The sequence below is a fragment of the Streptomyces sp. NPDC015144 genome, from assembly GCF_043079735.1.
Classification (GTDB): domain Bacteria; phylum Actinomycetota; class Actinomycetes; order Streptomycetales; family Streptomycetaceae; genus Streptomyces.
The window spans coordinates 89,025-114,963 of sequence record NZ_JBIBUU010000020.1 but is presented as its reverse complement, the minus strand read 5'-3'; the positions used below and the strand labels follow the sequence as shown (position 1 = coordinate 114,963).

The window sequence follows — 25,939 nt, the reverse complement described above, 5'->3', positions numbered from 1 at the left end:
AGCGCCGTCGCGTCCGGGTCAGTAGTTGGGCAGGCGGCGCGGGCCGAGGTCGGTACGGGCCGGGGGCGGCGAGAGGCGGACGCTCGCGCCGAGGACGGTCAGTCCCCGGGTGGCGACCACCACCGGTTCCAGGGCGACGGAGACCACCTCGGGGTGGTCGTCGACCAGCCGAGAGACCCTCAGGAGCAGCTCTTCGAGCGCCGCGGTGTCCACCGGCGCGGCGCCGCGCCAGCCGAACAGCACCGGGGCGGCCCGGATGGACCGGATCAGCTCCGCGGCGTCGCGGTCGGTGGCCGGGACGAGGCGGTGGGCGATGTCGCCGAGCAGTTCGGAGGGGGCTCCGGCGAGCCCGAAGGAGAGGACGGCGCCGGCCGCCGGGTCGATCGTGGCCCGTACGACGGTGTCGACCCCGCGCGGCGCCATGGACTGGACGACCGGCTGGAGTTCGGCGGGGCCGCCGAGCAGCCCGGTCAGCTCGCCGTAGGCCCGGCGCAGCGCGTCCTCGTCGGCGAGGTCGAGCCGGACGCCGCCGAGGTCGGCGCGGTGGCGCAGGTGGGGGGCGGTGGTCTTGAGCGCCACGGGGTAGCCGAGCCGGGCGGCCGCGGCGACGGCGGCGTCCGGGCCGGGCGCCGGGAGCGTCGGCCGTACGGTGATGCCGTAGCCGGCCAGGAGCTCGCGGGCCTCCTCCGTGCCGAGCTGCCGGCCCCGGGGGTCGGGGTCGGGGCCGAGGAGGGTGTCGATGAGATGGGCGGTGCCCGGCTCGTCGATGGTGTCGTCGAGGAATTCGGGCACCTTGCCGGGGACGGCGGACTGCCGCCGCCACTGGGCGTACCGCACGGCTTCGGCCAGGGCGCGGACCGCCCGTTCGGCGGCGGGGTAGGCGGGGATGCGGCCCGGGGCGCCGTCCTTCTGCGGTGCCGATGAGGTCTGTGGGTCCCGTTGTTGGTCCGCCGGGGCGGTCCGGGGCGCGGACGGGCGGGCGACCGTGCCGCTGGCGGCGGCCAGGGCCTTGGCGAGTCCGCCGATCTCCACGTGCACGACGGCCACCGGTTTGGCCGGGCCCGTGGCCGCGGCCGCGCGCAGCGCCTCCGCCAGCACCTCCCCGTCGCCCGCCTCCGCCCGGCCGTCCTCGCCGACCCAGGGGATCGCCGTCACGATCACGGCGTCGCAGCCGTCGTCGGCCAGCGCCTCGGTCAGGGCGTTCCGGAAGTCCTGCGGGGTGGCGGCGGTGGTGAGGTCGAGGGGCAGGCGCGGGCGCAGCCCCTCGGCGAGGCAGGCGTCGTACGTGAGGAGGCCGAGCGATTCGGAGTTGCCGAGGATCATGACCCGGGGGCCGGCGGGCAGCGGCTGGTCGGCGAGGAGGAGCCCCGCGTCGACCATCTCCGTGACCGTGTCGACCCGGATCACGCCGGCCTGCCGCATCAGCGCCGAGACCGTCGCGTCCGGGATCCGCCGGGTCGGCACCGCGTGGCCGGGCGGGGTGGAGCCGCTGTGCCGGGCGCCCTTGACCACGACGACCGGCTTGACGGCCGCGGTGCGGCGCGCGAGGCGGGTGAACTTGCGGGGGTTGCCGATCGACTCCAGGTACAGCAGGGCCACGTCGGTGTCGGGGTCCTCGTACCAGTACTGGAGGAAGTCGTTGCCGGAGATGTCGGCGCGGTTGCCGGCGGAGATGAAGGTGGACAGGCCCGCGCCGCGCCGGTAGAGGCCGGAGAGCAGGGCGATGCCGATCGCTCCGGACTGGGTGAACAGGCCGATCCGGCCGCGGGTGGGCGGCTCGGGGGCGAGCGAGGCGTTCAGCCGTACCGCTTCCGCGGTGTTGATGAGGCCGAAGGCGTTCGGTCCGATGATCCGCATGCCGTACGAGCGGGCCTGCCGGACCAGTTCGCGCTGGCGGTCGCGGCCCTCGGCGCCCCATTCGGCGTAGCCGGCGGAGAGGACGACCAGGCCCTGCACCCCGTGCTCGCCGCAGTCCGCGACGGCTTCGGGGACGCGGTCGGCGGGTACGGCGACGACCGCGAGGTCGACCGGTTCGCCGATCTCGCCGAGGGAGCGGTGGGCGGGGACGCCGTCGATCGTCTCCTGTCCGGCGGCGAAGGCGTTGTTGACGGCGTGGGTCCGGCCGGTGAAGCCGGCGGCCAGGACGTTGCGCAGGACGGTGCGGCCCACGCCGCCGGGGGCCCGGCCGACGCCGATGACGGCGACGGAGCGGGGGGCCAGCAGGCGCTGCACGGAGCGGGCCTCGGCCCGGTGCTCGCGGCCGCGCTGGACGGCGAGGGACTCCTCGGTCGGTTCGAGGTCCAGGGTGAGGTGGACGGAACCGTCCTCGAAGCTGCGCCGCTGGGTGTATCCGGCGTCCCGGAACACCTTGATCATCTTTGTGTTGGCGGGCAGCACCTCGGCGGCGAAGCGGCGGATGCCGCGCTCGCGGGCGACGGCCGCGATGTGTTCGAGGAGGGCCGAGGCCACACCCCGGCCCTGGTGCGCGTCCTGGACCAGGAAGGCGACCTCGGCCTCGTCGGCGGGGGCGGAGGCCGGCCTGCCCCGCTCGTCGATCCGGTCGTAGCGGACGGTCGCGATGAACTCGCCGCCGACCGTGACGGCGAGCCCCACCCGGTCGACGTAGTCGTGGTGGGTGAAGCGGTGCACGTCCCGGTCGGACAGCCGGGGGTACGGGGCGAAGAACCGGTAGTACTTCGACTCGTCGGAGACCTGCTCGTAGAAGCTGACCAGCCGCTCGGCGTCGTCCGTGGTGATGGGCCTGATCCGCGCGGTGCCACCGTCGCGGAGCACCACGTCCGCCTCCCAGTGGGCGGGATAGGCATGCGGCGGGCTCTGCTCCGGGGCGGGCTCCATGGGCAAAGCGTACGACTCCGCCAGCGGTCGCGTACGTACCGGGGCCGGGGCAGTCTGGGAGAGCCGATCAAGGGGCACCACGCACGTCGTCGGGCGTCCCGGGGCTCGGCCGGAGCACCGCGCACCACGTGCGAGAATGGTCTAGACAACTAGTGATTCCTGAAGGGCAGAACCATGGCTGAGCGCCGCGTCAACGTCGGTTGGGCCGAGGGCCTGCACGCCCGCCCCGCTTCCATCTTCGTCCGTGCCGCCACGGCCTCCGGCGTCCCCGTGACGATCGCCAAGGCCGACGGTTCCCCGGTGAACGCCGCGTCCATGCTCGCGGTGCTCGGGCTCGGCGCGCAGGGCGGCGAGGAGATCGTGCTCGCTTCCGAGGCGGACGACTCCGAGGCCGCTCTGGACCGTCTGGCGAAGCTGGTCGCCGAGGGACTCGAGGAGCTCCCGGAGACCGTCTGAGGCACCCTCTCCGAGAGAGCCGCGGCACCGTGAACCGGAGCCGCGGCTTTTTCATGCCGCGACTAATTCCGCCGGAAAGGAAAGGGATAGCGGGGATTCCTCCCCTTCCACCAGCGGATGAATTCCACCTTCGACCACGGGAAAATCCCTCCCCGCCTGCCGGGGAAATATCCCGGCCGGACCGGAGCACCTCTCTTTCTACGGTGCGCTTGTTAAGTGCGGACACCCGCACTGTTTACGGGATGTTGCGGCCCCCTCACCGGGTTTCCCGCGCGCGGGCCGGGCGGGCGGGGCCGCAGCCGGTGCGCGGCGGCGGTCCGCTCCGCGTGATGGGCAGCCAGCGCCCTGGCCCGGTCCGCGTCGCCGCGCGCCACCGCGTCCACGATGGCCCCGCGCTCGGCCCAGGAGTCCACCGGCCGGTCCGGGGGCTCGACCACGTACATCCAGGCGATCTTGTGCCGCAACTGGCCGAGCAGGGCGATCAGGCCGGGGCTGCCGGACGCCTGCGCCAGCGTCTCGTGGAACCAGCCGCCCAGTGGGCGCAGGTCCTCGCCCTCGCCGCGCAGCGCCCGGTCGTGGCCGAGGCGGACCAGGCCGCGCAACACCTTGAGGTGGGCCTCGGTGCGACGGCGCGCCGCGCGGGCGGCACCCAGCGGCTCCAGCAGCGTCCGGACCTCCAGCAGGTCGGCCGCCTCCAGGTCGGTGGGCTCGGCGACGCAGGCGCCCGCGTGCCTGCGGGAGACCACGAAGCCCTCGGACTCCAGGGTGCGCAGCGCTTCGCGGACCGGGACGCGGGACACCCCGTACCGGCGGGCCAGCACCTCCTCCGTGAGCCGGCTGCCGCGCGCGAAGACTCCGGAGACGATGTCGTCACGAATCGCTGTGCTTACCGAATGCGCGGGAATGCGCATGCCCGAACCTCCGCCTCAATGCCCGCGAAACGCGGCCGCCCAACACCTGTTCCGTGACTCTATTGCAATGCGGCGGCATTTCCGATGCCGGGCGGGAATCGATGAATATCTTCCGGCCGCGGACCGGTCGCATCGGAGAGCGGTGACGTCGGGGAGCGGTCGCGTGGGCGAGGGGTCACCCGCACCGTGCGGCAGGCATGCCGAAGGCCCCGGACGCGCGGGTCCGGGGCCTTCGGTGGAGCGTCCGTCAGAGGGCGGCGCCGTGGGCGCGCAGATACGCGACCGGGTCCAGGTCGGAGCCGTACGACGGCGTCGTGCGGGCTTCGAAGTGGAGGTGCGGGCCGGTGGAGTTGCCGGTGGAGCCGGAGAGGGCGATCTGCTGGCCGGCGGCGACGCTCTGGCCGACCGACACCCCGATCGAGGAGAGGTGGCCGTACTGCGTGTACGTGCCGTCCGTCATCCGGAGCACGATGTTGTTGCCGTACGCGCCGCCCCAGCCGGCCTCGACGACCGTACCGGCGCCGACGGCGACGACGGAGCTGCCGGAGGCGGCGTGGAAGTCGACGCCCGAGTGGCTGCCGGAGGACCAGAGCGAGCCGCCGGACTTGTAGCCGGTGGTGACGTACGAACCGGCGACCGGGAGACGGAAGGCTCCCGGCACCGTGCGCTCGGCGGACCGGGCGACGCGGGCCGTACCGGCGCGGGACTCGGCGGCGCGCTCCGCCGCCGCCGCCCTCGCCTCGGCCTTCTTCTTGGCTTCGGCCTTCTTGCGCGCCTCAGCCTTCTTGTGCGCCTCGGCCTTGGCCTTCGCCGTGGCGACGGCCTGGCTCGCCTGTGCGTCGGCCTGGGCGCCGATCCGCTCGGCAAGGGTCTTCTCGATGGTGAGGACCTGGGTGAGGCCGGTGTCCTCGACAGCGGCGGACTCCGACTCCGCGGCGACGGCCGGGGCGGCCAGACCGCCGATGACACCGGTGGTGGCGAGGGTCGCGACGCCGACGGCCTTCGCGCCCCTGCGCGTCAGTCGGCTCGGGGCACGATGCTTCCCCGTGGCACGGGTGAACGCCATGAAGTGGCTGGTCCTTTCCTTCCTTCTCGCCTACCGGGTTAGCTGACGGGTTCGGAGCAGGAAGGTCTCCTACGGACACCCCGGCCTCTCGGGGCTCAGGCGTCCGATTCACCCCAGGGACTACATGGGTCCCCGGCTCCCCGGGCTCGCGCCGGACGGGGACTCGGCGATGACTGTCCGGTACGCCCCTGATGCGGCATACGAGTGACGAACAGTCGAGCCGACGCTAAACGGGGGCACTTACATCCACCAAACGGACAGGCCATTTTGTAGCGCATCCCACAGGGCAGACGGGCAACCTCACCACGGAACGGACAAAAGGTGCGGATCCCGCACATCTTGCTTGCGGGATCCGCACCCATGCCCTGCTGTCCACCGGTTCTCCCCTGCCCCGTACCGGTCCGTGGCAGGGGAGAGCCGGGAAGGGCCGAGAAGCCGGCGGGTCAGCCGGTGACGACCGACACCTCGCCGATGCCCAGGGCCCGGACGGGCTCCTCGATCCGCGCCGCGTCACCGACCAGGACGGTGACCAGCCGGTCGACCGGGAAGGCGTTGACGACCGCCGCGGTCGCCTCGACCGTGCCGGTCTCCGCGAGGCGGGCGTACAGCTGCGCCTGGTAGTCGTCCGGCAGATGCTGCTCGACCTGGTCGGCGAGGGTGCCCGCGACGGAGGCCGCCATCTCGAACTTCAGCGGCGCGACACCCACCAGGTTCTGCACCGCCGTCTCGCGCTCCTCGTCGGTGAGGCCCTCGGCGGCCAGGGTCCGCAGGACCGTCCACAGGTCCTTGAGCGCCGGCTCGGTGGATTCCGTGTCCACCGAACCGCTGATGGCCAGCATCGCGGCGCCGGTGGCGCCCGAGGCGGAGTCCGCAGCGGTCGAGCGCAGCACCTGGGCGAAGGCCCGCACTCCGTACGTGTAGCCCTTCTCCTCGCGCAGCACCCGGTCGAGGCGGGAGGTGAGCGTGCCGCCGAGGCAGTAGGTGCCGAGCACCTGGGCCGGCCACACGCTGTCGTGGCGGTCGGCACCGATCCGGCCGATCAGCAGCTGGGTCTGGACCGCGCCCGGACGGTCGACGATCACCACCCGGCCGGTGTCGTCGGCGGTGATCGGCGGCACCGGGCGGGGCGCGGCGGCCTCGCCCGACCAGTCGCCGAGGGTGTCGGCGAGCAGGGCGTCCAGGTCAATGCCGGTCAGGTCGCCGACGACCACGGCGGTCGCGGTGGACGGCCGGACGTGGGCGTCGAAGAAGGCCCGGACGGCCGCCGCGTCGATCCGCTCCACCGTCTCCTCGGTGCCCTGGCGCGGGCGCGACATCCGCGCCTCGGCCGGGAAGAGCTCCTTGGAGAGCTGCTTGGCGGCGCGGCGGGCCGGGTTGGCCTGCTCGTGCGGGATCTCGTCGAGCCGGTTGCGCACCAGCCGCTCGATCTCGCTGTCGGCGAAGGCGGGCGCCCGCAGCGCCTCGGCGACCAGCCCGAGCGCCTTGGCCAGCCGGGAGGCCGGGACCTCCAGGGAGACCCGGACACCGGGGTGGTCGGCGTGCGCGTCGAGCGTGGCGCCGCAGCGCTCCAGCTCGGCCGCGAACTCCTCCGCGGTGCGCTTGTCGGTGCCCTCGGACAGCGCCCGCGACATGATCGTGGCCACGCCGTCGAGCCCCTCGGGCTCGGCCTCCAGCGGGGCGTCGAGGAAGATCTCGACCGCCACGACCTGCTGGCCGGGGCGGTGGCAGCGGAGCACCGTGAGACCGTTGGGCAGGGCGCCCCGCTCCGGCGCGGGGAAGGCCCAGGGGCGGGCGACGCCCGGGGCCGGCTGCGGGTGGTACTGCATCGAAACTCCAGTCGCCGCGTCGGTCACTTGCCGGCTCCTTCCTGCGCGTCGGTGTCGTCGCTGTCCGCGGACTCGGCCGCCTCGACCGGCTCGTAGACCAGCACCGCCCTGTTGTCGGGGCGCAGCCGGGCCTTGGCGACCGCCTGGACCTCCTCCGCGGTGACGTCGAGCACCCGCTGCACCGCGGTCAGGGCGAGCTGCGGGTCGCCGAACAGCACCGCGAACCGGCAGAGTTCGTCGGCGCGCCCGGCGACCGTACCGAGCCGGTCCAGCCACTCGCGCTCCAACTGGGCCTGCGCGCGCTCCATTTCCTCGGGCGTGGGGCCCTCGGCGGCGAACCGGGCGAGCTCCTCGTCGACCGCGGCCTCGATCTCCGGAACCTCCACGCCGCCGGACGTCTTCACGTCCAGCCAGCCCAGCGAGGGCGCGCCGGCCAGCCGCAGCAGTCCGAAGCCGGCCGCCACCGCCGTACGGTCACGGCGGACCAGACGGTTGTGGAGCCGGGAGGACTCGCCGCCGCCGAGGACGGTCAGCGCGAGGTCCGCCGCGTCGCACTCACGGGTGCCGTCGTGCGGCAGCCGGTAGGCGGCCATCAGGGCACGCGCCGGAACCTCCTCGCGCACCTCCTCGCGCAGCTGCTCACCGATGATCTCCGGGAGCGTGCCGTCGCGCGGCGGCTGCTTGCCGTCGTGGGACGGGATGGACCCGAAGTACTTCTCGATCCAGGCGAGGGTCTGCTCGGGGTCGATGTCGCCGACCACCGAGAGCACCGCGTTGTTCGGCGCGTAGTAGGTGCGGAAGAAGGCGCGCGCGTCCTCCAGGGTCGCGGCGTCCAGATCGGCCATCGAGCCGATCGGGGTGTGGTGGTACGGGTGGCCCTCCGGGTAGGAGAGCGCCGTCAGCTTCTCGAACGCCGTGCCGTAGGGAACGTTGTCGTACCGCTGGCGGCGCTCGTTCTTGACGACGTCGCGCTGGTTCTCCATGGACTCTTCGTCGAGCGCGGCGAGCAGCGAGCCCATCCGGTCCGCCTCCAGCCACAGGGCCAGCTCCAGCTGGTGCGTGGGCATGGTCTCGAAGTAGTTGGTGCGCTCGAAGCTGGTGGTGCCGTTGAGCGAGCCGCCGGCCCCCTGCACCAGCTCGAAGTGGCCGTTCCCCTTGACCTGGCCGGAGCCCTGGAACATCAGGTGCTCGAAGAGGTGAGCCAGGCCGGTGCGCCCCTGGACCTCGTGGCGCGAGCCGACGTCGTACCAGAGACAGACCGCGGCGACCGGGGTCAGATGGTCCTCGGAGAGCACCACGCGCAGGCCGTTGGCCAGGCGGTGCTCGGTCGCTGTCAAGCCGCCGGAGCCGGCCTGAGCGGTGGCCGTGTGACCCATGGGCATGTACGTCCCTTCGATCGCGATACTGGATTCCTGCGAGACCTGCCACTTTAAGCAAGCGGACGGACACCTGGCGAAGTTCCCGTTCCACGGAAGTTCGCGGGAAAGAGGGTCGCTCCCCGTCCCCGCCGGGTCGGAAGGCCCTTCCGGCGCGGTCCGGGACACCCTTTGGGACGGGTCGAGGTCGGGGTTGTCAGTGCGGCGGTCCACAATGGTCCGCGTCAGAACCTGAGGTTGCCCGAACAGAATCCGTGAAGGAGTCGCAGCAGCGATGGCCCGCCGCAGCACGAAGACCCCGCCGCCGGACGACTTCGAGGAGAAGATCCTCGACATCGACGTCGTCGACGAAATGCAGGGCTCCTTCCTCGAGTACGCGTACTCCGTGATCTACTCGCGGGCCCTGCCCGACGCCCGCGACGGCATGAAGCCGGTGCACCGCCGCATCGTCTACCAGATGAACGAGATGGGCCTGCGCCCCGATCGCGGCTTCGTGAAGTGCGCCCGCGTCGTCGGCGAGGTCATGGGCAAGCTGCACCCGCACGGCGACGCGTCGATCTACGACGCGCTGGTCCGTCTGGCGCAGCCGTTCTCGATGCGGCTCCCGCTGGTCGACGGCCACGGGAACTTCGGCTCGCTCGGGAACGACGACCCGCCCGCCGCCATGCGGTACACCGAGTGCCGGATGGCCGACGCGACGTCCCTGATGACGGAGTCGATCGACGAGGACACCGTCAATTTCCAGTCGAACTACGACGGCCAGGAGACGGAGCCGTCCGTCCTCCCCGCCGCGTACCCGAACCTCCTGGTCAACGGGTCGTCCGGGATCGCGGTCGGCATGGCGACCAACATGCCGCCGCACAACCTGGGCGAGGTCGTCGCCGCCGCGCGGCACCTGATCAAGCACCCGGCCGCCGACCTGGAAACGCTGATGCGGTTCGTGCCGGGGCCCGACCTGCCCACCGGTGGCCGGATCGTGGGCCTGGGCGGCATCAAGGACGCGTACGCCCGCGGGCGCGGCACGTTCAAGATCCGCGCGACGGTCTCCGTGGAGAACGTGACGGCCCGCCGCAAGGGCCTGGTCGTCACCGAACTGCCCTTCGCCGTCGGCCCGGAGAAGGTGATCGCCAAGATCAAGGACCTGGTCTCGTCGAAGAAGCTCCAGGGCATCGCGGACGTCAAGGACCTGACCGACCGCGAGCACGGCCTGCGCCTGGTCATCGAGGTGAAGAACGGTTTCGTGCCGGAAGCCGTCCTGGAGCAGCTCTACCGGCTCACGCCGATGGAGGAGTCCTTCGGCATCAACAACGTGGCGCTGGTCGACGGCCAGCCGCTCACCCTGGGGCTCAAGGAGCTCCTGGAGGTCTATCTCGACCACCGCTTCGAGGTGGTGCGCCGGCGCAGCGAGTTCCGCCGGAGCAAGCGCCGCGACCGGCTCCACCTGGTCGAGGGCCTGCTCGTCGCGCTGATCGACATCGACGAGGTCATCCGGATCATCCGGTCCAGCGACAATTCGGCGCAGGCGAAGGAGCGGCTCATCGAGCACTTCTCGCTGAGCGAGACGCAGACGCAGTACATCCTGGACACTCCGCTGCGCCGGCTGACCAGGTTCGACCGGATCGAGCTGGAGAGCGAGCGGGACCGGCTCAACGGCGAGATCGACGAGCTGACCGTGATCCTCGAATCGGACAACGCGCTGCGCAAGCTGGTCTCCACCGAACTGGCCGCGGTGGCGAAGAAGTTCGGCACCGAGCGGCGTACGGTCCTGCTGGAGTCGGCCGGTGCGCAGGTCGCCTCGGTGCCGCTGGAGGTCGCGGACGACCCGTGCCGGGTGCTGCTCTCCTCGACCGGCCTGCTGGCCCGTACGGCCAACGACGAGCCGGTGGTGCTCGCCGAGGACGCCAAGCGTGCCAAGCACGACGTGATCGTGTCGGCCGTTCCGGCGACGGCCCGCGGCGACGTGGGCGTGGTGACGTCCGAGGGGCGGCTGCTCCGCCTCTCGGTGATCGACCTGCCCCAGCTGCCGGACACCCATGCGGCGCCCAACCTGTCGGGCGGGGCGATGGTCACCGAGTTCCTCACGCTGGAGAGCGACGAGTCGGTCGTCTGCCTCACCACGCTCGACGAGTCCTCCCCGGGCCTGGCGATCGGGACCCTTCAGGGCGTCGTCAAGCGGGTGGTGCCGGACTATCCGGCCAACAAGGACGAGCTGGAGGTCATCGCGCTCAAGGAGGGCGACCGGATTGTCGGCGCCGCCGAGTTGCGTACCGGCGAGGAGGACCTGGTCTTCATCACCTCCGACGCCCAGCTGCTGCGCTACCCGGCGGCTCAGGTGCGGCCGCAGGGCAGGGCCGCGGGGGGCATGGCTGGGGTCAAGCTCGCCGCGGGCGCGGAGGTGCTCTCGTTCACCGCGGTGGACCCGGCGGCGGACGCGATGGTGTTCACGGTCGCCGGCTCGCACGGCCTGCTCGACGACTCGCTGCTGACCTGCAAGCTCACCCCGTTCGACCAGTACCCGCGCAAGGGCCGGGCCACCGGCGGGGTGCGCTGTCAGCGGTTCCTCAAGGGCGAGGACAGCCTGGTGTTCGCCTGGGCGGGGGCCACACCGGCCCGCGCCGCGCAGCGGAACGGGGCTCCGAGCGAGCTGCCCGCCCCCGACCCCCGGCGCGACGGTTCGGGTACGCCGCTGCCCAAGCCGGTCGCGGTGGTCGCCGGCCCGGTGTAGCCACCGGCCCGGCGCCGGGCGCGTGTCTACGCGTCGTCGTCGCCGGGCTGTCGTACGTACCGCAGGACGCCCCACATGCTCCGTTCATGTGCGGCGTCCTGCGTCGTTCCCGGGTCCTCGCTCTCCCGGCAGTCGGCCAGCTCCTTGCCCAGGGCCTCCGGGGCGATGCCCGAGCCGATCAGCACCAGCTGGGTGGCGCGCCGCTCGCCGCGCTTCCAGGGCTGCGGCTCGAACCGCAGGAACCGGCCGACGGCGTGCAGGACGTACTTGTTGGTCCGGTCGCCGGTGCCGAAGTCGACGAAGCCCTTGATCCGGTAGAGCCCCTGCGGCCGAGAGTCGAGGAACTCCATCAGCCGGTGCGGGTTCATCGGCACGTCCGCGGTGAAGGAGACGCTGTCGTACGCGGCGTGGAGGTGGTGCGCGTGTCCGTCGCCGCCCTCGTCGTCCCGCTCCGCCAGGAGCAGGTCCTCGAAGCTGAGCTGGCGCGTCTTCTCCTCACCGTCCGGCCGCAGCGCCGGGTCGAAGAGCAGCTCGGGGTCGATCCGGCCGTACGTCGCGGAGACGACGGCGGGGGCGCCGCCGGCGCGGGCACCGGCCGCGGCGACGGCCTCCCGGACGCGGTCCTGTTCCTCGCCGCCGACCCGGTCGGTCTTGTTGAGCACGACGAGGTCGGCGACGGCGAGGTGGCGGTCGAGCTCCGGATGGCGCGCCCGGGTGGCGTCGAACTCCGCCGCGTCGACGACCTCCACCAGTCCCCCGTACACGATGTGCGGATTGTCGCTGGCCAGGAGCATCCGTACGAGTTCCTGCGGCTCGGCCAGCCCGCTGGCCTCGATGACGATCACGTCGAGCCGGGCGGCGGGCCCGGTCAGCGTCTCCAGGAAGGTGTCGAGCTCGCTCGCGTCGACCGCGCAGCACAGGCAGCCGTTGCCCAGCGAGACCGTGGAGCCGACCTGCCCGGAGACGGTCATGGCGTCGATCTCGATGGCGCCGAAATCGTTGACGATCACCCCGATCCGGCTCCCGGCACGGTTGCGGAGCAGGTGGTTGAGGAGCGTCGTCTTGCCCGATCCCAGGAACCCCGCGAGGACGATGACCGGGATCTGCTGCCTGCGGGGCTGGGACGACGCGTTCAACGGATACCTCTCTCAGGCGCCTCGGAGTGCGGGGACCGGCTGCGGCGGGCGCGTACCGACGTAGCGGGCCGCCGGGCGGATGATCTTGGAGTCCTCCGCCTGCTCCAGGATATTGGCGCTCCAGCCGACCACTCGCGCCACACAGAACGTCGGGGTGAACATCTCGCGCGGCAGTCCGCACAGCTCCATGACGACTCCGGCGTAGAACTCCACGTTGGTGTGCAGCTCCCGGCCGGGCTTGAGTTCGGCGAGGATCGCCTCGACCCGGCGCTCGACCTCGACGGCCAGGTCGACCAGCGGGCCGCCGAAGCCCTGGGCGATGCCCCGCAGCATCCGTGAGCGGGGGTCCTCGGTGCGGTAGACGGGGTGCCCGAACCCCATGATCCGCTCGCCCGCGAGCACCCGCTCCCGGATCCAGCCGTCGATCCGGTCGGGGGTGCCGATGGCGTCCAGGGTGTCGAGCGCCCGGCTCGGCGCCCCGCCGTGCAGCGGCCCGGAGAGCGCGCCGACGGCCGCCACCAGGCAGGCGGCCACATCGGCGCCGGTGGAGGCGACGACCCGGCCGGTGAACGTCGAGGCGTTGAAGCCGTGGTCGACGGCCGAGATCAAGTACTGCTCCACGGCCCTGGCGCGGGCCTCGTCCGGTACGGAGCCGGTGAGCATGTACAGGTAGTTGGCCGCGTGCGGCAGGTCCTCGCGCGGCTCCACCGGTTCGAGGCCCCGGCCGATCCGGTGGAGGGCGGTGAGCACCGTGGGGACGGCGGCGCAGAGCGCCAGCGCGTCGGCCCGGCGCTCGTCGGGACCGATGTCGTACACCGGCCGCAGCCCGGCCGAGGCGCCCAGGAGCGAGAGGGCGGTACGCAGACCGGCCAGCGGTCCGCTCGCGGCTCCGGCCCGTGCGAGGGCGGGCAGCATCTCCCCCACCTCGGCGGGCAGCCGCCGCAGCGCGGCGGTGCGGGCGGCGAACGCGGTACGGGCTTCCGCGTCGGGCAGCGCGCCCTCGGACATCAGGTACCAGACATCCTCGAAACTCCGGGCCCGCGCCAGCTCGATCGCGGAGTACTGGCGGTAGTGGTAGAAGCCCTCGCGCCCCCGGACGTCCCCGAGGGCGGTGTCGGTGACGACGACACCCGCGAGCCCCCGGGGCACGTCGAGGGGCGGGGTTCCGCTGTTCGTGGTCGGCATTTTTCCTCCATGTGCACCCGGCGGGTCTTTTCTGGGATTGATTTCGACCATCCATGATTGACTTCAATCCTGTCAACATTGATTGAATCAATATGGATAGGGTTGACGGCATGAAGGATCAAGCAGCGTCCAGCAGCGGTCCGGAGGCGGTGGCCGCCCAGCGCCTCAGCACCCGGGAGGCCGCCGAACGGCTCGGTGTGAAGCCGGAGACGTTGTACGCGTACGTCAGTCGGGGCCAACTGAGCAGCACACGCGCCCCGGGCGGGCGCGGCAGCACGTACGACGCCGCGGAGATCGACGCACTGGCCCGGCGGACGAACCGGAAACCGCCCTCCCCCGCCACCGGCGATCCGGTCTTCCGCACCGGCATCACGCTCATCGAGAACGACCGCTACTACTTCCGCGGCGTCGACGCGACCGAACTGGCCCGGCACTACGGCTGCGAAGAGGTCGCCGAGTGGCTCTGGACCGGCGAGCTACGGCCCGGCATCCGCTTCACGGCGCCCGCCGAGGCCCTGGCCGCGGCCCGCCGGGCGGTCGACGCGCTGCCCGCGCACAGCGGATCGACGGACCGGCTGCGGGTGGCCGTGGTCGCCGCGGCCACCACCGATCCGCTCCGCTTCGACCTCTCGCGGGAATCGGTGCTCGCCGCCGCACGAGGTCTCGTCCCTACCCTGGTCGCCGCCCTGCCCGTGGCCGCGGGTGGACAGCAGGATGCCGGGGCGACCGGCGGACCGCCCTCCGGAACGGGCGGACTGGCCCGGCAACTATGGCCGAAACTCACCGCCCTGCCCGTCGACGAGGCGGCGCTCTCCGTGCTGGACACGGCGCTCGCCCTGCTGATCGACCACGATCTCGCGGCATCGACGCTGGCCGCCAGGGTCGCGGCGTCCGCCCACGCCCATCCGTACGCGGTGGTCTCCGCGGGTCTCGGGGTCCTGGAGGGCCCGCTGCACGGGGCGGCGAGCGGGCTGGCGCACCGCATGCTGATCGAGGTCCTCGAACGGGGCTCCGCCGCCCCGGTGATCGCGGACCATCTCCGTACCGGACGCCGGGTGCCCGGACTCGGTCACCGCCTCTACACCTCGGAGGACCCCAGGGCGGGGGCGCTGTTCGCCCAGCTGGACCGGGTGCCCCGGGCCGCTGCCGCGCTCGCGGCAGCACGTGACGTGGTCGCCACGACCGCCCGGCACACCCCCCTGCACGCCAATGTCGACCTGGCGCTCGCCGTGCTCTCGGTCTCCTGCGCCATGCCCGCGGAGGCCGGTGAGACGGTGTTCGCGGTCTCCCGCACGGCCGGCTGGATCGCCCACGCCCTGGAGGAGTACGGGGAACGGCCGTTGCGCATCCGCCCCAGCGGCCAGTACAACGGCCCCCGTCCGCCGCAACCACTGCCCGTCGCGGTGACGGACGGGCCGCCGCGTTGACCGGCGGTGGTGACGGACGGAGGGGGCCTTCGACGGCCCGGCGCGCGCCGGGCCGGTAACTACACCGCGCCCGCGCCGGTCAGCGCGCGGACCTCGGTCTCCGCGTGCTTGGCCTCGTCGGGCGACTCGCCGGAGGTGACCGTTCCGATCCACCCCGCCAGGAAGCCCAGCGGAATGGAGACGAGCCCGGGGTTCTCCAGCGGGAAGAACTGGAAGTCGGCTCCCGGGAAGAGCGAGGCGGGGCTGCCGGACACCACCGGCGAGAACACCACGAGCAGGACGGCCGGGATCAGCCCGCCGTAGACGGACCAGACCGCCCCACGCGTGGTGAAACCCCGCCAGAACAGGGAGTACAGCAGCACCGGGAGGTTGGCCGAGGCGGCGACGGCGAAGGCGAGCCCCACCAGGAACGCGACGTTCAGCCCCTGGGCGAGCAGGCCGAGGGCGATGGCGACGATCCCGATCCCCGTGGCGGCCACCCGGGCCACGACGACCTCACTGTGCTGCTTGGCGCCGGGACGCCGGAACGAGGCGTAGAGATCGTGGGCCACGGAGGCGGACGAGGCGAGTGTGATCCCGGCGACGACCGCGAGGATCGTCGCGAAGGCGACCGCGGCGACCACGGCGAAGAGGATCGCCCCTCCGGTGGAGCCCTCGCCGCCCCCCAGCTCCAGGGCCAGCAGCGGGACCGCCGTGTTGCCGGCGGCGTTGGACGCCCGTACCTCGGCGGAGCCGACCAGGGCGGCCGCCCCGAACCCGAGCGCGATCGTCATCAGGTAGAAACTGCCGATGAGCCCGATCGACCAGACGACCGAGCGGCGTGCGGCGCTGGCGGTGGGCACGGTGTAGAAGCGCGACAGGATGTGCGGCAGACCGGCCGTACCGAGCACCAGCGCCAGCCCGAGACTGATGAAGTCGATACGCGCGGTCCAGGTGCCTCCGTACAGGAGTCCGGGCGAGAGGAACCGGCTTCCGTGCCCGCTCCGTCCGGCGGCGGAGTCGAGCACCGCGTTGAAGTCGCCGTGGAACCGGACCAGGACCAGGGCGGTCAGCACGACCGCGCCCGCCATCAGCAGCACGGCCTTGACGATCTGGATCCAGGTGGTGGCGCGCATACCGCCGAGCGACACGTAGATCACCATGAGCGCCCCGACCCCGATGACGGTCCAGGAGCGGGCGGCACCGCTCGTCCCGCCGAGGAGGAGCGCCACAAGACTGCCCGCGCCCACCATCTGCGCCACGAGGTAGAGCACCGAGACGGTGACGGAGGACGTGCCCACCGCGATCCGCACCGGGCGCTCGGCCATCCGCGCCGCCACCACGTCGGCGAGCGTGAACCGCCCGCAGTTCCGGACGAGTTCGGCGACCAGGAGCAGCACCACGAGCCAGGCGACGAAGAAGCCGACCGAGTAGAGCATGCCGTCGTAGCCGAAGAGTGCGATCAGACCCGAGATGCCGAGGAACGAAGCGGCCGACATGTAGTCGCCCGCGATGGCGAATCCGTTCTCCATCGGGGAGAACAGCCGCCCGCCCGCGTAGAACTCCTCCGCCGAGCCATGGCGGTTGCGGCTCACCCAGGTGGTGATGGCGAGTGTCACCGCGATGAAGACGCTGAACAGGACGAGCGCCAGCGTCTGGTGGTTGCCGTTCAACGTCCGGCCCCCCGCGTCATCTCCTGCGTCTGCCAGCGCAGATCGAGCGCCGCACGGTCCCTGCGCAGCCGCGCGTGACGCGCGTACGCCCAGGTGAGCAGGAAGGTGGTGAGGAACTGCCCGATCCCCGCGAGCATCGCGACGTTCACCGCCCCGACCACCGGTCGGTCCATCAGCCCCGGCACCGCGACCGCGGCGACGACGTACACCAGGTACCAGAGGAAGAAGGCGAGGGTGGCCGGAACGACGAACCGCCGGTACCGTCGGCGCACTTCCTGGAACGCCTCGCTGCGCTGCACCTCCACATAGATCTCGGCCGCGCTGAGAGCGCGCCGCGGGTCCGCCGCCCCGGGCGCCCCGGCGTGGGCGGCACCGCCCACGCCGTCCGGCTCGCCCCATCCGGAGGCCGACGCGTCGTACCACGGGTCGTCGAGACGCATCGCTGCGGCCTCACGCCCTGCTTCCTTCTCCACGGAACAACTCCCCTAGTCCACGGACCACTTCGGCCGTGTACTCAAGAATGTGCGGATCGGGAAGGACGCGGACGAGCCATTTGCCGGACTTCACCACTTCAGGTGATAACCGACCCGGGCGGCTGTGCGAGCCCCCGAACGTACGCGTAACGAACCGCCTTCGCCCGGTCGCGCACCCCGGTCTTGGCGAAGAGATTGTTGATGTGGCTCTTCACGGTGGCCTGCGAGATGCACAGCCGACGGGCGATCTCCGGGTTGGACAGACCCTCCGCGATCAGCACCAGCACTTCCAGCTCGCGCGGTGTCAGACCGTCGGGCAGTTGCCCCTCGGACACCGGCGGAGGTGGCTGCGGAGACGGCGGCGGGGTCTCGGTCACGCGCTCAAGCAGACGGCGCTGCACACTGGGCGAGAGGCCGACGTCGCCCGAGAGCACCGCCTGAACGGCCCGTACGATCTCCTCGCCGCCGGCGTCCTTGGTCAAGTACCCACGGGCCCCGGCCCGCAACGCGGGGAAGAGCGAATCATCGTCCTCGAACGTCGTGAGCACCACCACCTGGGTGCCCGGATGGTCCCTACGGATCCGCCGCGTGGCCTCCGCACCGTCGCACCGGGGCATTCTCAGATCCATCAGCACGACGTCCGGGGACAGCTCCGCCACGAGTGACACGGCCTCCTCCCCGTCCCGCGCCGCCCCCACCACCTCGATCCCGGGCAACAGCCCCAGCAGCATCACGATTCCTTCGCGCACCACCGACTGGTCGTCGGCGACGACGACCCGCGCGTTCACGCGGGCACCCGCAGAGACACCACGAACCCCTCCTCACCCGGACCGGCCTCCAGCGTCCCGCCCATCAGTTCGGCCCGCTCCCTCATCCCCAGCAGACCGTATCCGGAGCCGCTGGCCGACAGCTCCCTCTCGGGCTTTGTTCCACCCGAATCCCTGACCTCCAGCACGACTTCGTCCGGCAGGTACTCCAGCCGTATGCGCACGTCGGCCCCCGGCGCGTGTTTGCGCACATTGGTCATGGCTTCCTGCGCCACTCTCCGGACCGTCTGCGAGGTCTCGGGCGTCAGTCTCCGCTTCTCGCCCTCCACGCTGACCCCCGTCGGCTCGGCGGCCAGCAGTTGGCGCAGGAAGTCCTCCACGGGAGAGACCTCCCCCCGGAGCGCGGACAGGGCCTGCCGGGTCTCCGCGAGCCCCTCGCGGGCCATGGAACGGGCGGCCACGACCCGGTCCAGCACCTGGTCCCGGAACTCCCCCGCGGGCTCCCGCTCGATCAGCAGCCGCGCCGCTTCCAGATGCACCAGTTGGGCGGAGAGGCTGTGGGCGAGCACATCGTGGATCTCGCGCGCGATCCTGGACCGCTCGTCCAGCGCGGCCCTCCCGGCCTCCGCCTCACGGGCCGCGCGTTCCTGCACGAGGAGTCTCTGTGCGTTCCCCCGGGCCTCCGCATCGAGTCGGAGCACATAGCCCCCCAGCGAGAGACCCGCTGCGGACATGAACGTGGCGAGCCGGCCGTCGGTACTCATGAGGGCATACCCGCCGAGCGCCACGGCCAGGGCCGGAAGGCCCGCCGTGAACGGCAGCCGCTCCAGCGCGGTGACCGCGCAGCCGCACCAGAGGATCAGCGCGGGGGTGTCCGCCCCCGCCCGTTGCGCGCCGAAGGCCGCCAGCATCAGCAGGGCCAGCAGGCCGAGAGACGGCCACAGCCGGTGTTCGAGACTGGTGCGGAAGAACGCCCACCCGACGAATGCACACCCCGTCACACCCAGTAACCCGAGCACCACCGCCCAGGGCCCGAACCGGCCACTGCCGAAGGTGCCCCAGAGCATGACGGCTGCCAGCGCCGCCCGTACCGACCAGGTGATCACCCTGCGGGGCAGGGCGTAGCTCGCCCCGGACAGGGCTTCCCGGGTCGGCCAGTCGGTCCAGACCGCAGGCGTCGCACGCGGTATTTCCCGCCCCGGCCCGGACACCGCCCCGCCCGGCGAACCGGCGTGCGGCGCAGCGGTCGCGTCGGCGAATCCTGACATGGCGGCCTCCGAGATGCGGGAAGGTGGACGCCTTCGACGCTACGGAATCGGCCGGGCACAGGTCATCGGCCCAGGGGTTGATCGCGGGTGGAGAGGCCGTCTCCACCCGCGGGTGGAGACGGCCTCGAACCGTGGAGACGTACACGCTGTCCGGCTCAGACGTCGATGCGCGAGCGGTCCAGCGTCGCGGCGGAGCTGGTGATGAATTCCTTGCGGGGAGCCACTTCATTGCCCATGAGCAGATCGAAGACCTGCTCGGCCGCGTCCAGATCCCCGATGTTGATCCTCCGCAGGGTGCGGTGGCGCGGGTCCATCGTGGTCTCCGCCAGCTGGTCGGCGTCCATCTCGCCCAAGCCCTTGTAGCGCTGGACCGAGTCCTTGTACCGGATGTTCTTCCGCTGGAGCTCCAGCAGCCGCTGGCGCAGCTCGTTGTCCGAGTACGTGTAGATGTACTTGTCCTGGCCCTTCTTCGGCTGGACCAGCTCGATCCGGTGCAGCGGGGGCACCGCGGCGAAGACCCGTCCCGCCTCGACCATGGGCCGCATGTACCGCTGGAACAGCGTCAGCAGCAGGACCCGGATGTGCGCACCGTCGACGTCGGCGTCCACCAGCAGGACGATCTTCCCGTACCGGGCGGCGTCGATGTCGAAGGTCCGGCCCGACCCTGCTCCTATGACCTGGATGATCGCCCCGCACTCGGCGTTCTTCAGCATGTCCGAGACGGAGGCCTTCTGAACGTTGAGGATCTTGCCCCGGATCGGCAGCAGTGCCTGGAACTCGCTGTTCCGGGCAAGCTTCGCCGTGCCGAGCGCGGAGTCCCCCTCGACGATGAAGAGCTCGCTGCGGTCCACGTCGTCGCTGCGGCAGTCGGCGAGCTTGGCCGGCAGCGAGGAGGACTCCAGCGCCGTCTTGCGACGCTGCGCGTCCTTGTGCTGACGGGCCGCGATGCGGGTCCGCGCGGCCGCGACCGCCTTGTCCAGGACCGCCCTGGCCTGGGCCTTCGCATCCCGTTTGGTCGAGGTCAGGAAAGCCTTGAGTTCCTTGGACACGACATTGGCGACGATGCGGTTGGCCGCCGAGGTGCCGAGCACCTCCTTGGTCTGGCCCTCGAACTGCGGCTCGGCCAGGCGCACGGTGACCACCGCGGTCAGGCCCTCCAGCGCGTCGTCCTTGACGATGTCGTCCTCGGCGACGCGGAGCAGCTTGGCGGAGCGCAGCACCTCGTTGACCGTCTTGGTCACGGAGCGCTCGAATCCGGTCACGTGCGTGCCACCCTTGGGGGTGGCGATGATGTTGACGAAGGACTTGACGTTGGTGTCGTAGCCGGTGCCCCAGCGCAGTGCGACATCGACGGCGAGTTCGCGCGTGACCTCGGTCGCCGTCATGTGGCCGCGCTCGTCGAGCACCGGCACGGTCTCCTTGAACGTGCCCTGACCGCTCAGGCGCAGGACGTCGCAGACCGCCTTGTCCTGGGCCAGGTACTCGCAGAACTCGCTGATCCCGCCGTCGAACCGGAAGGTCTCCTCGGTCCGCTCGCCACCGTCCAGTCCGCGTTCGTCGCGGACGACGATGGTGAGCCCCGGAACGAGGAAGGCCGTCTGCCGGGCCCGCTGGTACAGCGTCTCCAGGCTGAGCTTGGCGTCCTTGAGGAAGATCTGCCGGTCCGCCCAGTAGCGCACCCGGGTTCCGGTGCGCGTCTTCGGCACCCGCTTGCCCTTGAGCAGGCCGTTGGCCGGGTCGAACGGGCTGTCCGGCCCCGATTCGGTGAAGATGCCCGGGACACCGCGCCGGAAGCTGATCGAGTGCGTCGCGCTGTTGCGGTCGACCTCGACGTCGAGCCGGGAGGAGAGCGCGTTGACGACCGAGGCGCCGACACCGTGCAGACCGCCCGACGCGGCGTACGAGCCGCCGCCGAACTTCCCGCCCGCGTGCAGCTTGGTCATCACGACCTCGACGCCGGAGAGGCCCGTCTTGGGCTCGACGTCGACCGGAATGCCTCGCCCGTTGTCCCGGACCTCCACGGAGTTGTCGTCGTGGAGGATGACCTCGATCCGGTCGCAGTAACCGCCCAGGGCCTCGTCGACGGAATTGTCGATGATCTCCCAGAGACAGTGCATGAGGCCGCGGCTGTCGGTCGACCCGATGTACATCCCGGGGCGTTTGCGAACCGCTTCGAGCCCCTCGAGTACGAGCAGATGCCGCGCGGTGTAGTTGGAGCCGTCTTGGTCTGCTCCGGTCAGCAGCGCAGTGGACGGCACGGACGTATCGGCGGTCACGCGGTTCGCTCCTCGCTGAATTTCAAATGAGGCCCAGTGGGTAACGGGCTCGGCTTCGGTCGCCGCTGAGAGGGTACCGAGGCCTGGTAGAGCGGTTGTCACGCCACCCTTCGTCACCCCTCACACTAGTCCAGCCTCGCATACACGTTCGATGCCTTGCGGGAGTGACGCGAACATCACGTTCCCTTCCAGGCATGAACCATTTAGGCTCCGGGCACGTCCTCATGAACGAACCGGCAAGCCAGCCGGGAGGGCCCCACCAAGACAAGCAACGCGAAATCCGTAGCGCTACGCAATACGGCACATTCGCCGCCAACCGGCAACAGACAGCCATCCTGAGAAGAAGTTTCGAAGAAAAGCCACGAGCGGGAACGTTTTCGGCCTGGTTGGATGTTGACCCTGGTACGACAGCTCGTCGAGCTAGAGAAGAGGCGACGTGACTACTGTTCTGACCCCCGCGAGCCCGCTGACCGCAGCAGACCGCTGTGACCGTTGCGGCGCCCAGGCATATCTGCGCGTCGTCCTGATCAGCGGTGGTGAACTGCTCTTCTGTGCCCACCACGGGCGGAAGTTCGAGCCGGAACTCAAGAAGATCGCCGCGGAAATACAGGATGAGACGGACCGGCTCACGGCCGTACAGGCCCAGGCCACCGAAGAGGAACGGCACTGACACCTCGCATCCACGACGAGCGCGGGCCAGGTCCCGGACCGGCCGACGGGCGGCACCCCCCACGGGGTGCCGCCCGTTCTCGCGTCCGTACGAGGGGACCGCTCAGCCGGTTTTCGGCATCCAGCCGATAGCGGCGGAGATCCGGGTGTAGACCCCGGGGTACCCCGCCCGCGCGCAGCCGTTTCCCCAGGAGACCAGCCCGATGAGCCGCCCACGGGCCACCAGCGGCCCGCCGCTGTCGCCCTGGCACGCGTCGTACCCGCCCAGCGGTTCGCCCGCGCACAGCATCGACGAGGCGTCGTACGTGCCGTTTCTGCCGCCCGGGTAGGCCTGCGCGCACGTGGCGTCCGACAGCACATTCACCTTCGCCGCGCGCAGTGACGACGCGTAGTCGCCGTTCCCCGTCGTGTCACCCCACCCGTAGACCATCGCGTCGGTACCCGGCGTGTACGCCGCATCACCGGATTCGGCCATCGGGATCGCGCTCTTCGCGGGAAGAGCGTCGGCGAGAGTGAGCACGGCCAGGTCGCCCACGTTCGTGGCGGGGTCGAAGCCGGGGTTCGTCCAGGTCTCCCGTACCGCGACCTCCTGGCCTCCGGTGCCGAGCAGAGTGTCCCGGCCCGAGATGATCCGCAGGTCGTGCACGCTGCCGACGTCGACGCCGAGCGCCTCCTTGCTGAGGCAGTGCGCGGCGGTCAGTACCTTCGTCGGCGCCACCACGACAGCCCCGCAGAACTGGCCGGCACGCGCGTTGCCGAAGCGGCTGCGGCTGGACAGCGCCACCGTCCAGGGGCTGTCCTTGACATGGGCCGGCTGACCGCCGACGACTATGCCGTCCTCGGCGGCTTTCGCGGGCGATCCAAGAGGTATCAAGGCCGTGGCGGTGGCCAGGGCGAACACCCCGGGCAGGGCACGGAAGACGGTACGGGACATGCGCACTCCTGACTTTCTGGTGAACCTTTCCCACCCAGAGTCGTCCCACCGGTCGTCGACCGCATGTGCTGATAGGCCGAGGGCCCGGCTCCCCCATGGGGATCCCGGGCCCTCGGTCCGTGTACGACGGCGACCTAGTCGAGGTAGTCGCGCAGCACCTGCGAACGCGACGGGTGACGCAGCTTCGACATGGTCTTCGACTCGATCTGGCGGATGCGCTCACGCGTCACCCCGTAGACCTTGCCGATCTCGTCCAGCGTCTTCGGCTGTCCGTCGGTGAGGCCGAAGCGCATCGAGACCACGCCCGCCTCGCGCTCGGAGAGCGTGTCGAGGACCGAGTGCAGCTGCTCCTGGAGGAGCGTGAAGCTGACCGCGTCGGCCGGAACGACCGCCTCGGAGTCCTCGATCAGGTCACCGAACTCGCTGTCCCCGTCCTCACCCAGCGGGGTGTGGAGGGAGATCGGCTCGCGGCCGTACTTCTGGACCTCGATGACCTTCTCAGGGGTCATGTCGAGCTCCTTGGCCAGCTCCTCCGGCGTGGGCTCGCGGCCCAGGTCCTGGAGCATCTGGCGCTGCACACGGGCGAGCTTGTTGATGACCTCGACCATGTGCACCGGAATACGGATGGTGCGGGCCTGGTCCGCCATGGCGCGGGTGATCGCCTGACGGATCCACCAGGTGGCGTACGTGGAGAACTTGTAGCCCTTGGTGTAGTCGAACTTCTCGACCGCGCGGATCAGACCCAGGTTGCCTTCCTGGATGAGGTCCAGGAAGAGCATGCCGCGGCCGGTGTAGCGCTTGGCCAGCGAGACCACGAGGCGGAGGTTGGCCTCCAGCAGGTGGTTCTTGGCGCGGCGGCCGTCCTCGGCGATGATCTCCAGCTCGCGCTTGAGCTTCGGGGCGAGCTTGTCGCTGTTCGCCAGCTTGTCCTCGGCGAACAGACCCGCCTCGATGCGCTTGGCGAGCTCGACCTCCTGCTCGGCGTTGAGGAGGGGAACCTTGCCGATCTGCTTGAGGTAGTCCTTGACGGGATCGGCGGTGGCACCGGCGACGGCGACCTGCTGGGCCGGCGCGTCGTCCTCGTCGTCGTCGGAGAGGACAAAGCCCTTGGCCTCGCCCTCGCCCTCCTCTTCCTCGCCCTTGCCGACCTTTACTTCCTCGATCGCCTCGTCGCCGTCGAGGAGCTCGTCGTCCTGCTTTCCGGACTTCTTCGCTGCTGTCTTCTTGGCCGCCGTCTTCTTGGCGGCGGTCTTCTTGGCAGCCGTCTTCTTGGCTGCCGCCTTCTTCGCAGGGCCGGCCGTGGCGGCTTCCTCCGCCACCACGTTCACGGTCTCTGCCGACGGAGCGGCAGTGGCCGCGACAGTCCTGGTCACGGTGGTCTTGGCCGCGACGGTCTTGGTGGCGGTGCGCTTGACCGGGCTCTTCGCTGCGACGCTCTTACGGGCACGTTTGGACGGCTCCGCGGCACTGACCATCAGCGTCACACCCTCTTCCTCGAGGATCTGATTGAGGCTGCGCAGAACATTCTTCCACTGGGTTGGCGGAATCTGGTCAGCCTCGAAGGCCCGACGCACGTCATCGCCGGCGATCTGCCCATCAGCCTTTCCCCGCTCGATGAGCGCCATCACAGACTCGGACTCGGCGATCTCCGGCGGGAGCGTACGGGATGTGCTGGCCGACACGAACAACCTCTCGGAACGATGGAAACGGCTTCCGGCCCGGCCCGAAAAGGGCTTGAGCCGACGACCGCCGGGCTGGGAATGTACCGGCGGCGCGGGTTTGGCCTCAGAACTGCACAGCGCGCTCATAGGCTGCTGTATTCCTTCCGCGGCGGTCACCTCTTAAGTCATCGCACTGCTTCGAGGAGTGTTACGCCCAATCCACGTGGCCCGAGTCACACCCCATTTGCGACGAACCCGACCAAGTGGGCGAAACCCCGCGACTGTGCCGCCGGACCGCGGCGGCCCGGCGACACGCGGCCCGCACGCCCCGGCCGTGCGATTTTCAGTGCTCGCGGGGCGCGGGCACCACACGCTCCACCTCGGGGTGGACGACGAGCAGCTGACGCATGGCCGTTTCGGCGCCCACGGCATCACCGGACGTGAGGGCCTCGACGATCCGGGCGTGGTGCCCGAGGGACGCCTCACCGGGCCGGTCACAGCCCGTGACCGGGCCGCCGGACACCTGGAGCGCCGCGGCGACGATGCCGGAAAGGTGCTCCAGCATGCGGTTGCCCGCGGCCTGGATGAGCAGGGCATGGAACTCGGCGTCGGCTCGGGAGCAGGTGATCATGTCGCCCTGCGTGATCGCGTGCCCCATGATCTCCACCATGTCGCCGAGGCGCTGGCGAATGTCCTCGCATCCGTGCTCCGCGGCGAGGCGGGCGGCCAGGGGCTCGATCGTCCACCGGAGCTCGCCGAGCTCACGCCGCTGATCCTCACGCTGAGGGCCGAAGGCGCGCCATTCGATGATGTCGGGGTCCAGCAGGTTCCAGTCGCTCACGGGCCGGACCCGGGTGCCCACGTTCGGCCGGGCACTGACCAGCCCCTTGGCCTCCAGAACACGCAGCGATTCACGTACGACGGTGCGGGAGACCTCGAAGCGCTGACCGATCTCCTCCGGCACGAGGGGCCGGTCGGCGCCCAGATCCCCCGAAACGATCATCTGTCCCAGCTGCTGGACGAGTTGCCCGTGGAGGCCGCGGCCCCGGCTGGCCGAGCCCCGTCGGCCCACTCGGCCGAGATCGGCCTCGGGGCCGTCCCAGGTGCGGGCGGCGGCACGCTCGCCGGCCGGCGCCTCCGCGTACGGGTAGCGGTCGAGTTCACCCGGGCCGGCGGGGCCGGAATCGGCGGAGCGGGCGGCGGTCATCATGGTGTGCGCAAGGGTACTCACGCATCCTTTGTCGGCGTAGCTCACGCGCCCCTTAAGGTCTTTGG

At 71.1% G+C, this 25,939-nt stretch carries 19 protein-coding genes and 1 riboswitch; of the genes, 4 read left to right on the top strand and 15 right to left on the bottom strand.

The window, feature by feature from the left end; genetic code table 11:
* Positions 1 to 18 precede the first annotated feature (18 nt).
* A complete protein-coding gene (locus tag ACF08W_RS28450; RefSeq protein WP_392280962.1) occupies positions 19 to 2,856 on the bottom strand; it encodes a GNAT family N-acetyltransferase in 2,838 nt (945 codons plus the stop codon).
* A gap of 174 nt (positions 2,857 to 3,030) precedes the next feature.
* Here ACF08W_RS28450 and ACF08W_RS28445 point away from each other — a divergent pair, with 174 nt between their 5' ends.
* The gene (locus ACF08W_RS28445) at positions 3,031 to 3,312 is read left to right on the top strand and encodes an HPr family phosphocarrier protein (RefSeq protein WP_352273247.1); all 282 of its coding nucleotides are present in this window, start codon (positions 3,031 to 3,033) and stop codon (positions 3,310 to 3,312) included.
* 212 nt (positions 3,313 to 3,524) lie between these two features.
* Here ACF08W_RS28445 and ACF08W_RS28440 read toward each other — a convergent pair whose 3' ends face one another.
* The 4 genes from ACF08W_RS28440 to ACF08W_RS28425 all read right to left on the bottom strand — a co-directional run bounded on the left by ACF08W_RS28440 (position 3,525) and on the right by ACF08W_RS28425 (position 8,497).
* Positions 3,525 to 4,223 (bottom strand): GntR family transcriptional regulator, encoded by a 699-nt coding sequence (locus ACF08W_RS28440; protein WP_392280961.1) that lies wholly within the window; start codon positions 4,221 to 4,223, stop codon positions 3,525 to 3,527.
* A gap of 247 nt (positions 4,224 to 4,470) precedes the next feature.
* The gene (locus tag ACF08W_RS28435) at positions 4,471 to 5,289 is read right to left on the bottom strand and encodes a M23 family metallopeptidase (protein WP_392280960.1); all 819 of its coding nucleotides are present in this window, start codon (positions 5,287 to 5,289) and stop codon (positions 4,471 to 4,473) included.
* Positions 5,290 to 5,302: 13 nt separating this feature from the next.
* Positions 5,303 to 5,468, bottom strand: a riboswitch (cyclic di-AMP (ydaO/yuaA leader).
* A 264-nt stretch (positions 5,469 to 5,732) separates the two neighbouring features.
* Positions 5,733 to 7,115 (bottom strand): pitrilysin family protein, encoded by a 1,383-nt coding sequence (locus ACF08W_RS28430; protein ID WP_352273276.1) that lies wholly within the window; start codon positions 7,113 to 7,115, stop codon positions 5,733 to 5,735.
* Positions 7,116 to 7,138: 23 nt separating this feature from the next.
* Positions 7,139 to 8,497: a M16 family metallopeptidase gene (locus ACF08W_RS28425; RefSeq protein WP_392280959.1), complete on the bottom strand. Its 1,359-nt coding sequence runs from the start codon at positions 8,495 to 8,497 to the stop codon at positions 7,139 to 7,141.
* 268 nt (positions 8,498 to 8,765) lie between these two features.
* Here ACF08W_RS28425 and ACF08W_RS28420 point away from each other — a divergent pair, with 268 nt between their 5' ends.
* Positions 8,766 to 11,216 carry a DNA topoisomerase (ATP-hydrolyzing) subunit A gene (locus ACF08W_RS28420; RefSeq protein ID WP_385205422.1) on the top strand — a complete coding sequence of 817 codons (2,451 nt, stop codon included), beginning with the start codon at positions 8,766 to 8,768 and terminating at the stop codon, positions 11,214 to 11,216.
* A 26-nt stretch (positions 11,217 to 11,242) separates the two neighbouring features.
* Here the strand turns inward: ACF08W_RS28420 and ACF08W_RS28415 are convergent, their stop codons facing one another.
* Positions 11,243 to 12,352, bottom strand: a complete 1,110-nt coding sequence (locus ACF08W_RS28415; protein ID WP_392280958.1) for a CobW family GTP-binding protein — start codon at positions 12,350 to 12,352, stop codon at positions 11,243 to 11,245.
* A gap of 12 nt (positions 12,353 to 12,364) precedes the next feature.
* Positions 12,365 to 13,537, bottom strand: a complete 1,173-nt coding sequence (locus ACF08W_RS28410; protein WP_392280957.1) for a citrate synthase/methylcitrate synthase — start codon at positions 13,535 to 13,537, stop codon at positions 12,365 to 12,367.
* 110 nt (positions 13,538 to 13,647) lie between these two features.
* On the opposite strand from ACF08W_RS28410, the gene ACF08W_RS28405 reads away from it, so the two are divergent.
* On the top strand, positions 13,648 to 14,964 hold the full coding sequence (locus ACF08W_RS28405) for a citrate/2-methylcitrate synthase (protein WP_392280956.1): 1,317 nt from the start codon (positions 13,648 to 13,650) through the stop codon (positions 14,962 to 14,964).
* Between the two features lie 59 nt (positions 14,965 to 15,023).
* Here the strand turns inward: ACF08W_RS28405 and ACF08W_RS28400 are convergent, their stop codons facing one another.
* From ACF08W_RS28400 to ACF08W_RS28380, 5 genes are all read right to left on the bottom strand, one after another.
* The gene (locus ACF08W_RS28400) at positions 15,024 to 16,616 is read right to left on the bottom strand and encodes a cation acetate symporter (RefSeq protein WP_392280955.1); all 1,593 of its coding nucleotides are present in this window, start codon (positions 16,614 to 16,616) and stop codon (positions 15,024 to 15,026) included.
* Positions 16,613 to 17,056: a DUF485 domain-containing protein gene (locus tag ACF08W_RS28395; protein ID WP_385206372.1), complete on the bottom strand. Its 444-nt coding sequence runs from the start codon at positions 17,054 to 17,056 to the stop codon at positions 16,613 to 16,615. The genes ACF08W_RS28400 and ACF08W_RS28395 overlap by 4 nt, the downstream gene beginning before the upstream one ends.
* A gap of 131 nt (positions 17,057 to 17,187) precedes the next feature.
* Positions 17,188 to 17,877 carry a response regulator transcription factor gene (locus ACF08W_RS28390; protein WP_352279484.1) on the bottom strand — a complete coding sequence of 230 codons (690 nt, stop codon included), beginning with the start codon at positions 17,875 to 17,877 and terminating at the stop codon, positions 17,188 to 17,190.
* On the bottom strand, positions 17,874 to 19,124 hold the full coding sequence (locus ACF08W_RS28385; RefSeq protein WP_392280954.1) for a sensor histidine kinase: 1,251 nt from the start codon (positions 19,122 to 19,124) through the stop codon (positions 17,874 to 17,876). The genes ACF08W_RS28390 and ACF08W_RS28385 overlap by 4 nt, the downstream gene beginning before the upstream one ends.
* A gap of 155 nt (positions 19,125 to 19,279) precedes the next feature.
* Positions 19,280 to 21,400, bottom strand: a complete 2,121-nt coding sequence (locus ACF08W_RS28380; RefSeq protein WP_385205404.1) for a type IIA DNA topoisomerase subunit B — start codon at positions 21,398 to 21,400, stop codon at positions 19,280 to 19,282.
* A gap of 436 nt (positions 21,401 to 21,836) precedes the next feature.
* Here ACF08W_RS28380 and ACF08W_RS28375 point away from each other — a divergent pair, with 436 nt between their 5' ends.
* Entirely contained in the window at positions 21,837 to 22,070 is a 234-nt protein-coding gene (locus ACF08W_RS28375; RefSeq protein WP_352279489.1) for a hypothetical protein, read from the top strand.
* Positions 22,071 to 22,172: 102 nt separating this feature from the next.
* Here ACF08W_RS28375 and ACF08W_RS28370 read toward each other — a convergent pair whose 3' ends face one another.
* The 3 genes from ACF08W_RS28370 to ACF08W_RS28360 all read right to left on the bottom strand — a co-directional run bounded on the left by ACF08W_RS28370 (position 22,173) and on the right by ACF08W_RS28360 (position 25,874).
* Positions 22,173 to 23,003 carry a S1 family peptidase gene (locus ACF08W_RS28370; RefSeq protein WP_392280953.1) on the bottom strand — a complete coding sequence of 277 codons (831 nt, stop codon included), beginning with the start codon at positions 23,001 to 23,003 and terminating at the stop codon, positions 22,173 to 22,175.
* A gap of 134 nt (positions 23,004 to 23,137) precedes the next feature.
* Positions 23,138 to 24,685, bottom strand: a complete 1,548-nt coding sequence (locus ACF08W_RS28365) for an RNA polymerase sigma factor (RefSeq protein ID WP_352279493.1) — start codon at positions 24,683 to 24,685, stop codon at positions 23,138 to 23,140.
* A gap of 322 nt (positions 24,686 to 25,007) precedes the next feature.
* A complete protein-coding gene (locus ACF08W_RS28360) occupies positions 25,008 to 25,874 on the bottom strand; it encodes a FadR/GntR family transcriptional regulator (RefSeq protein WP_352279593.1) in 867 nt (288 codons plus the stop codon).
* Positions 25,875 to 25,939 lie beyond the last annotated feature (65 nt).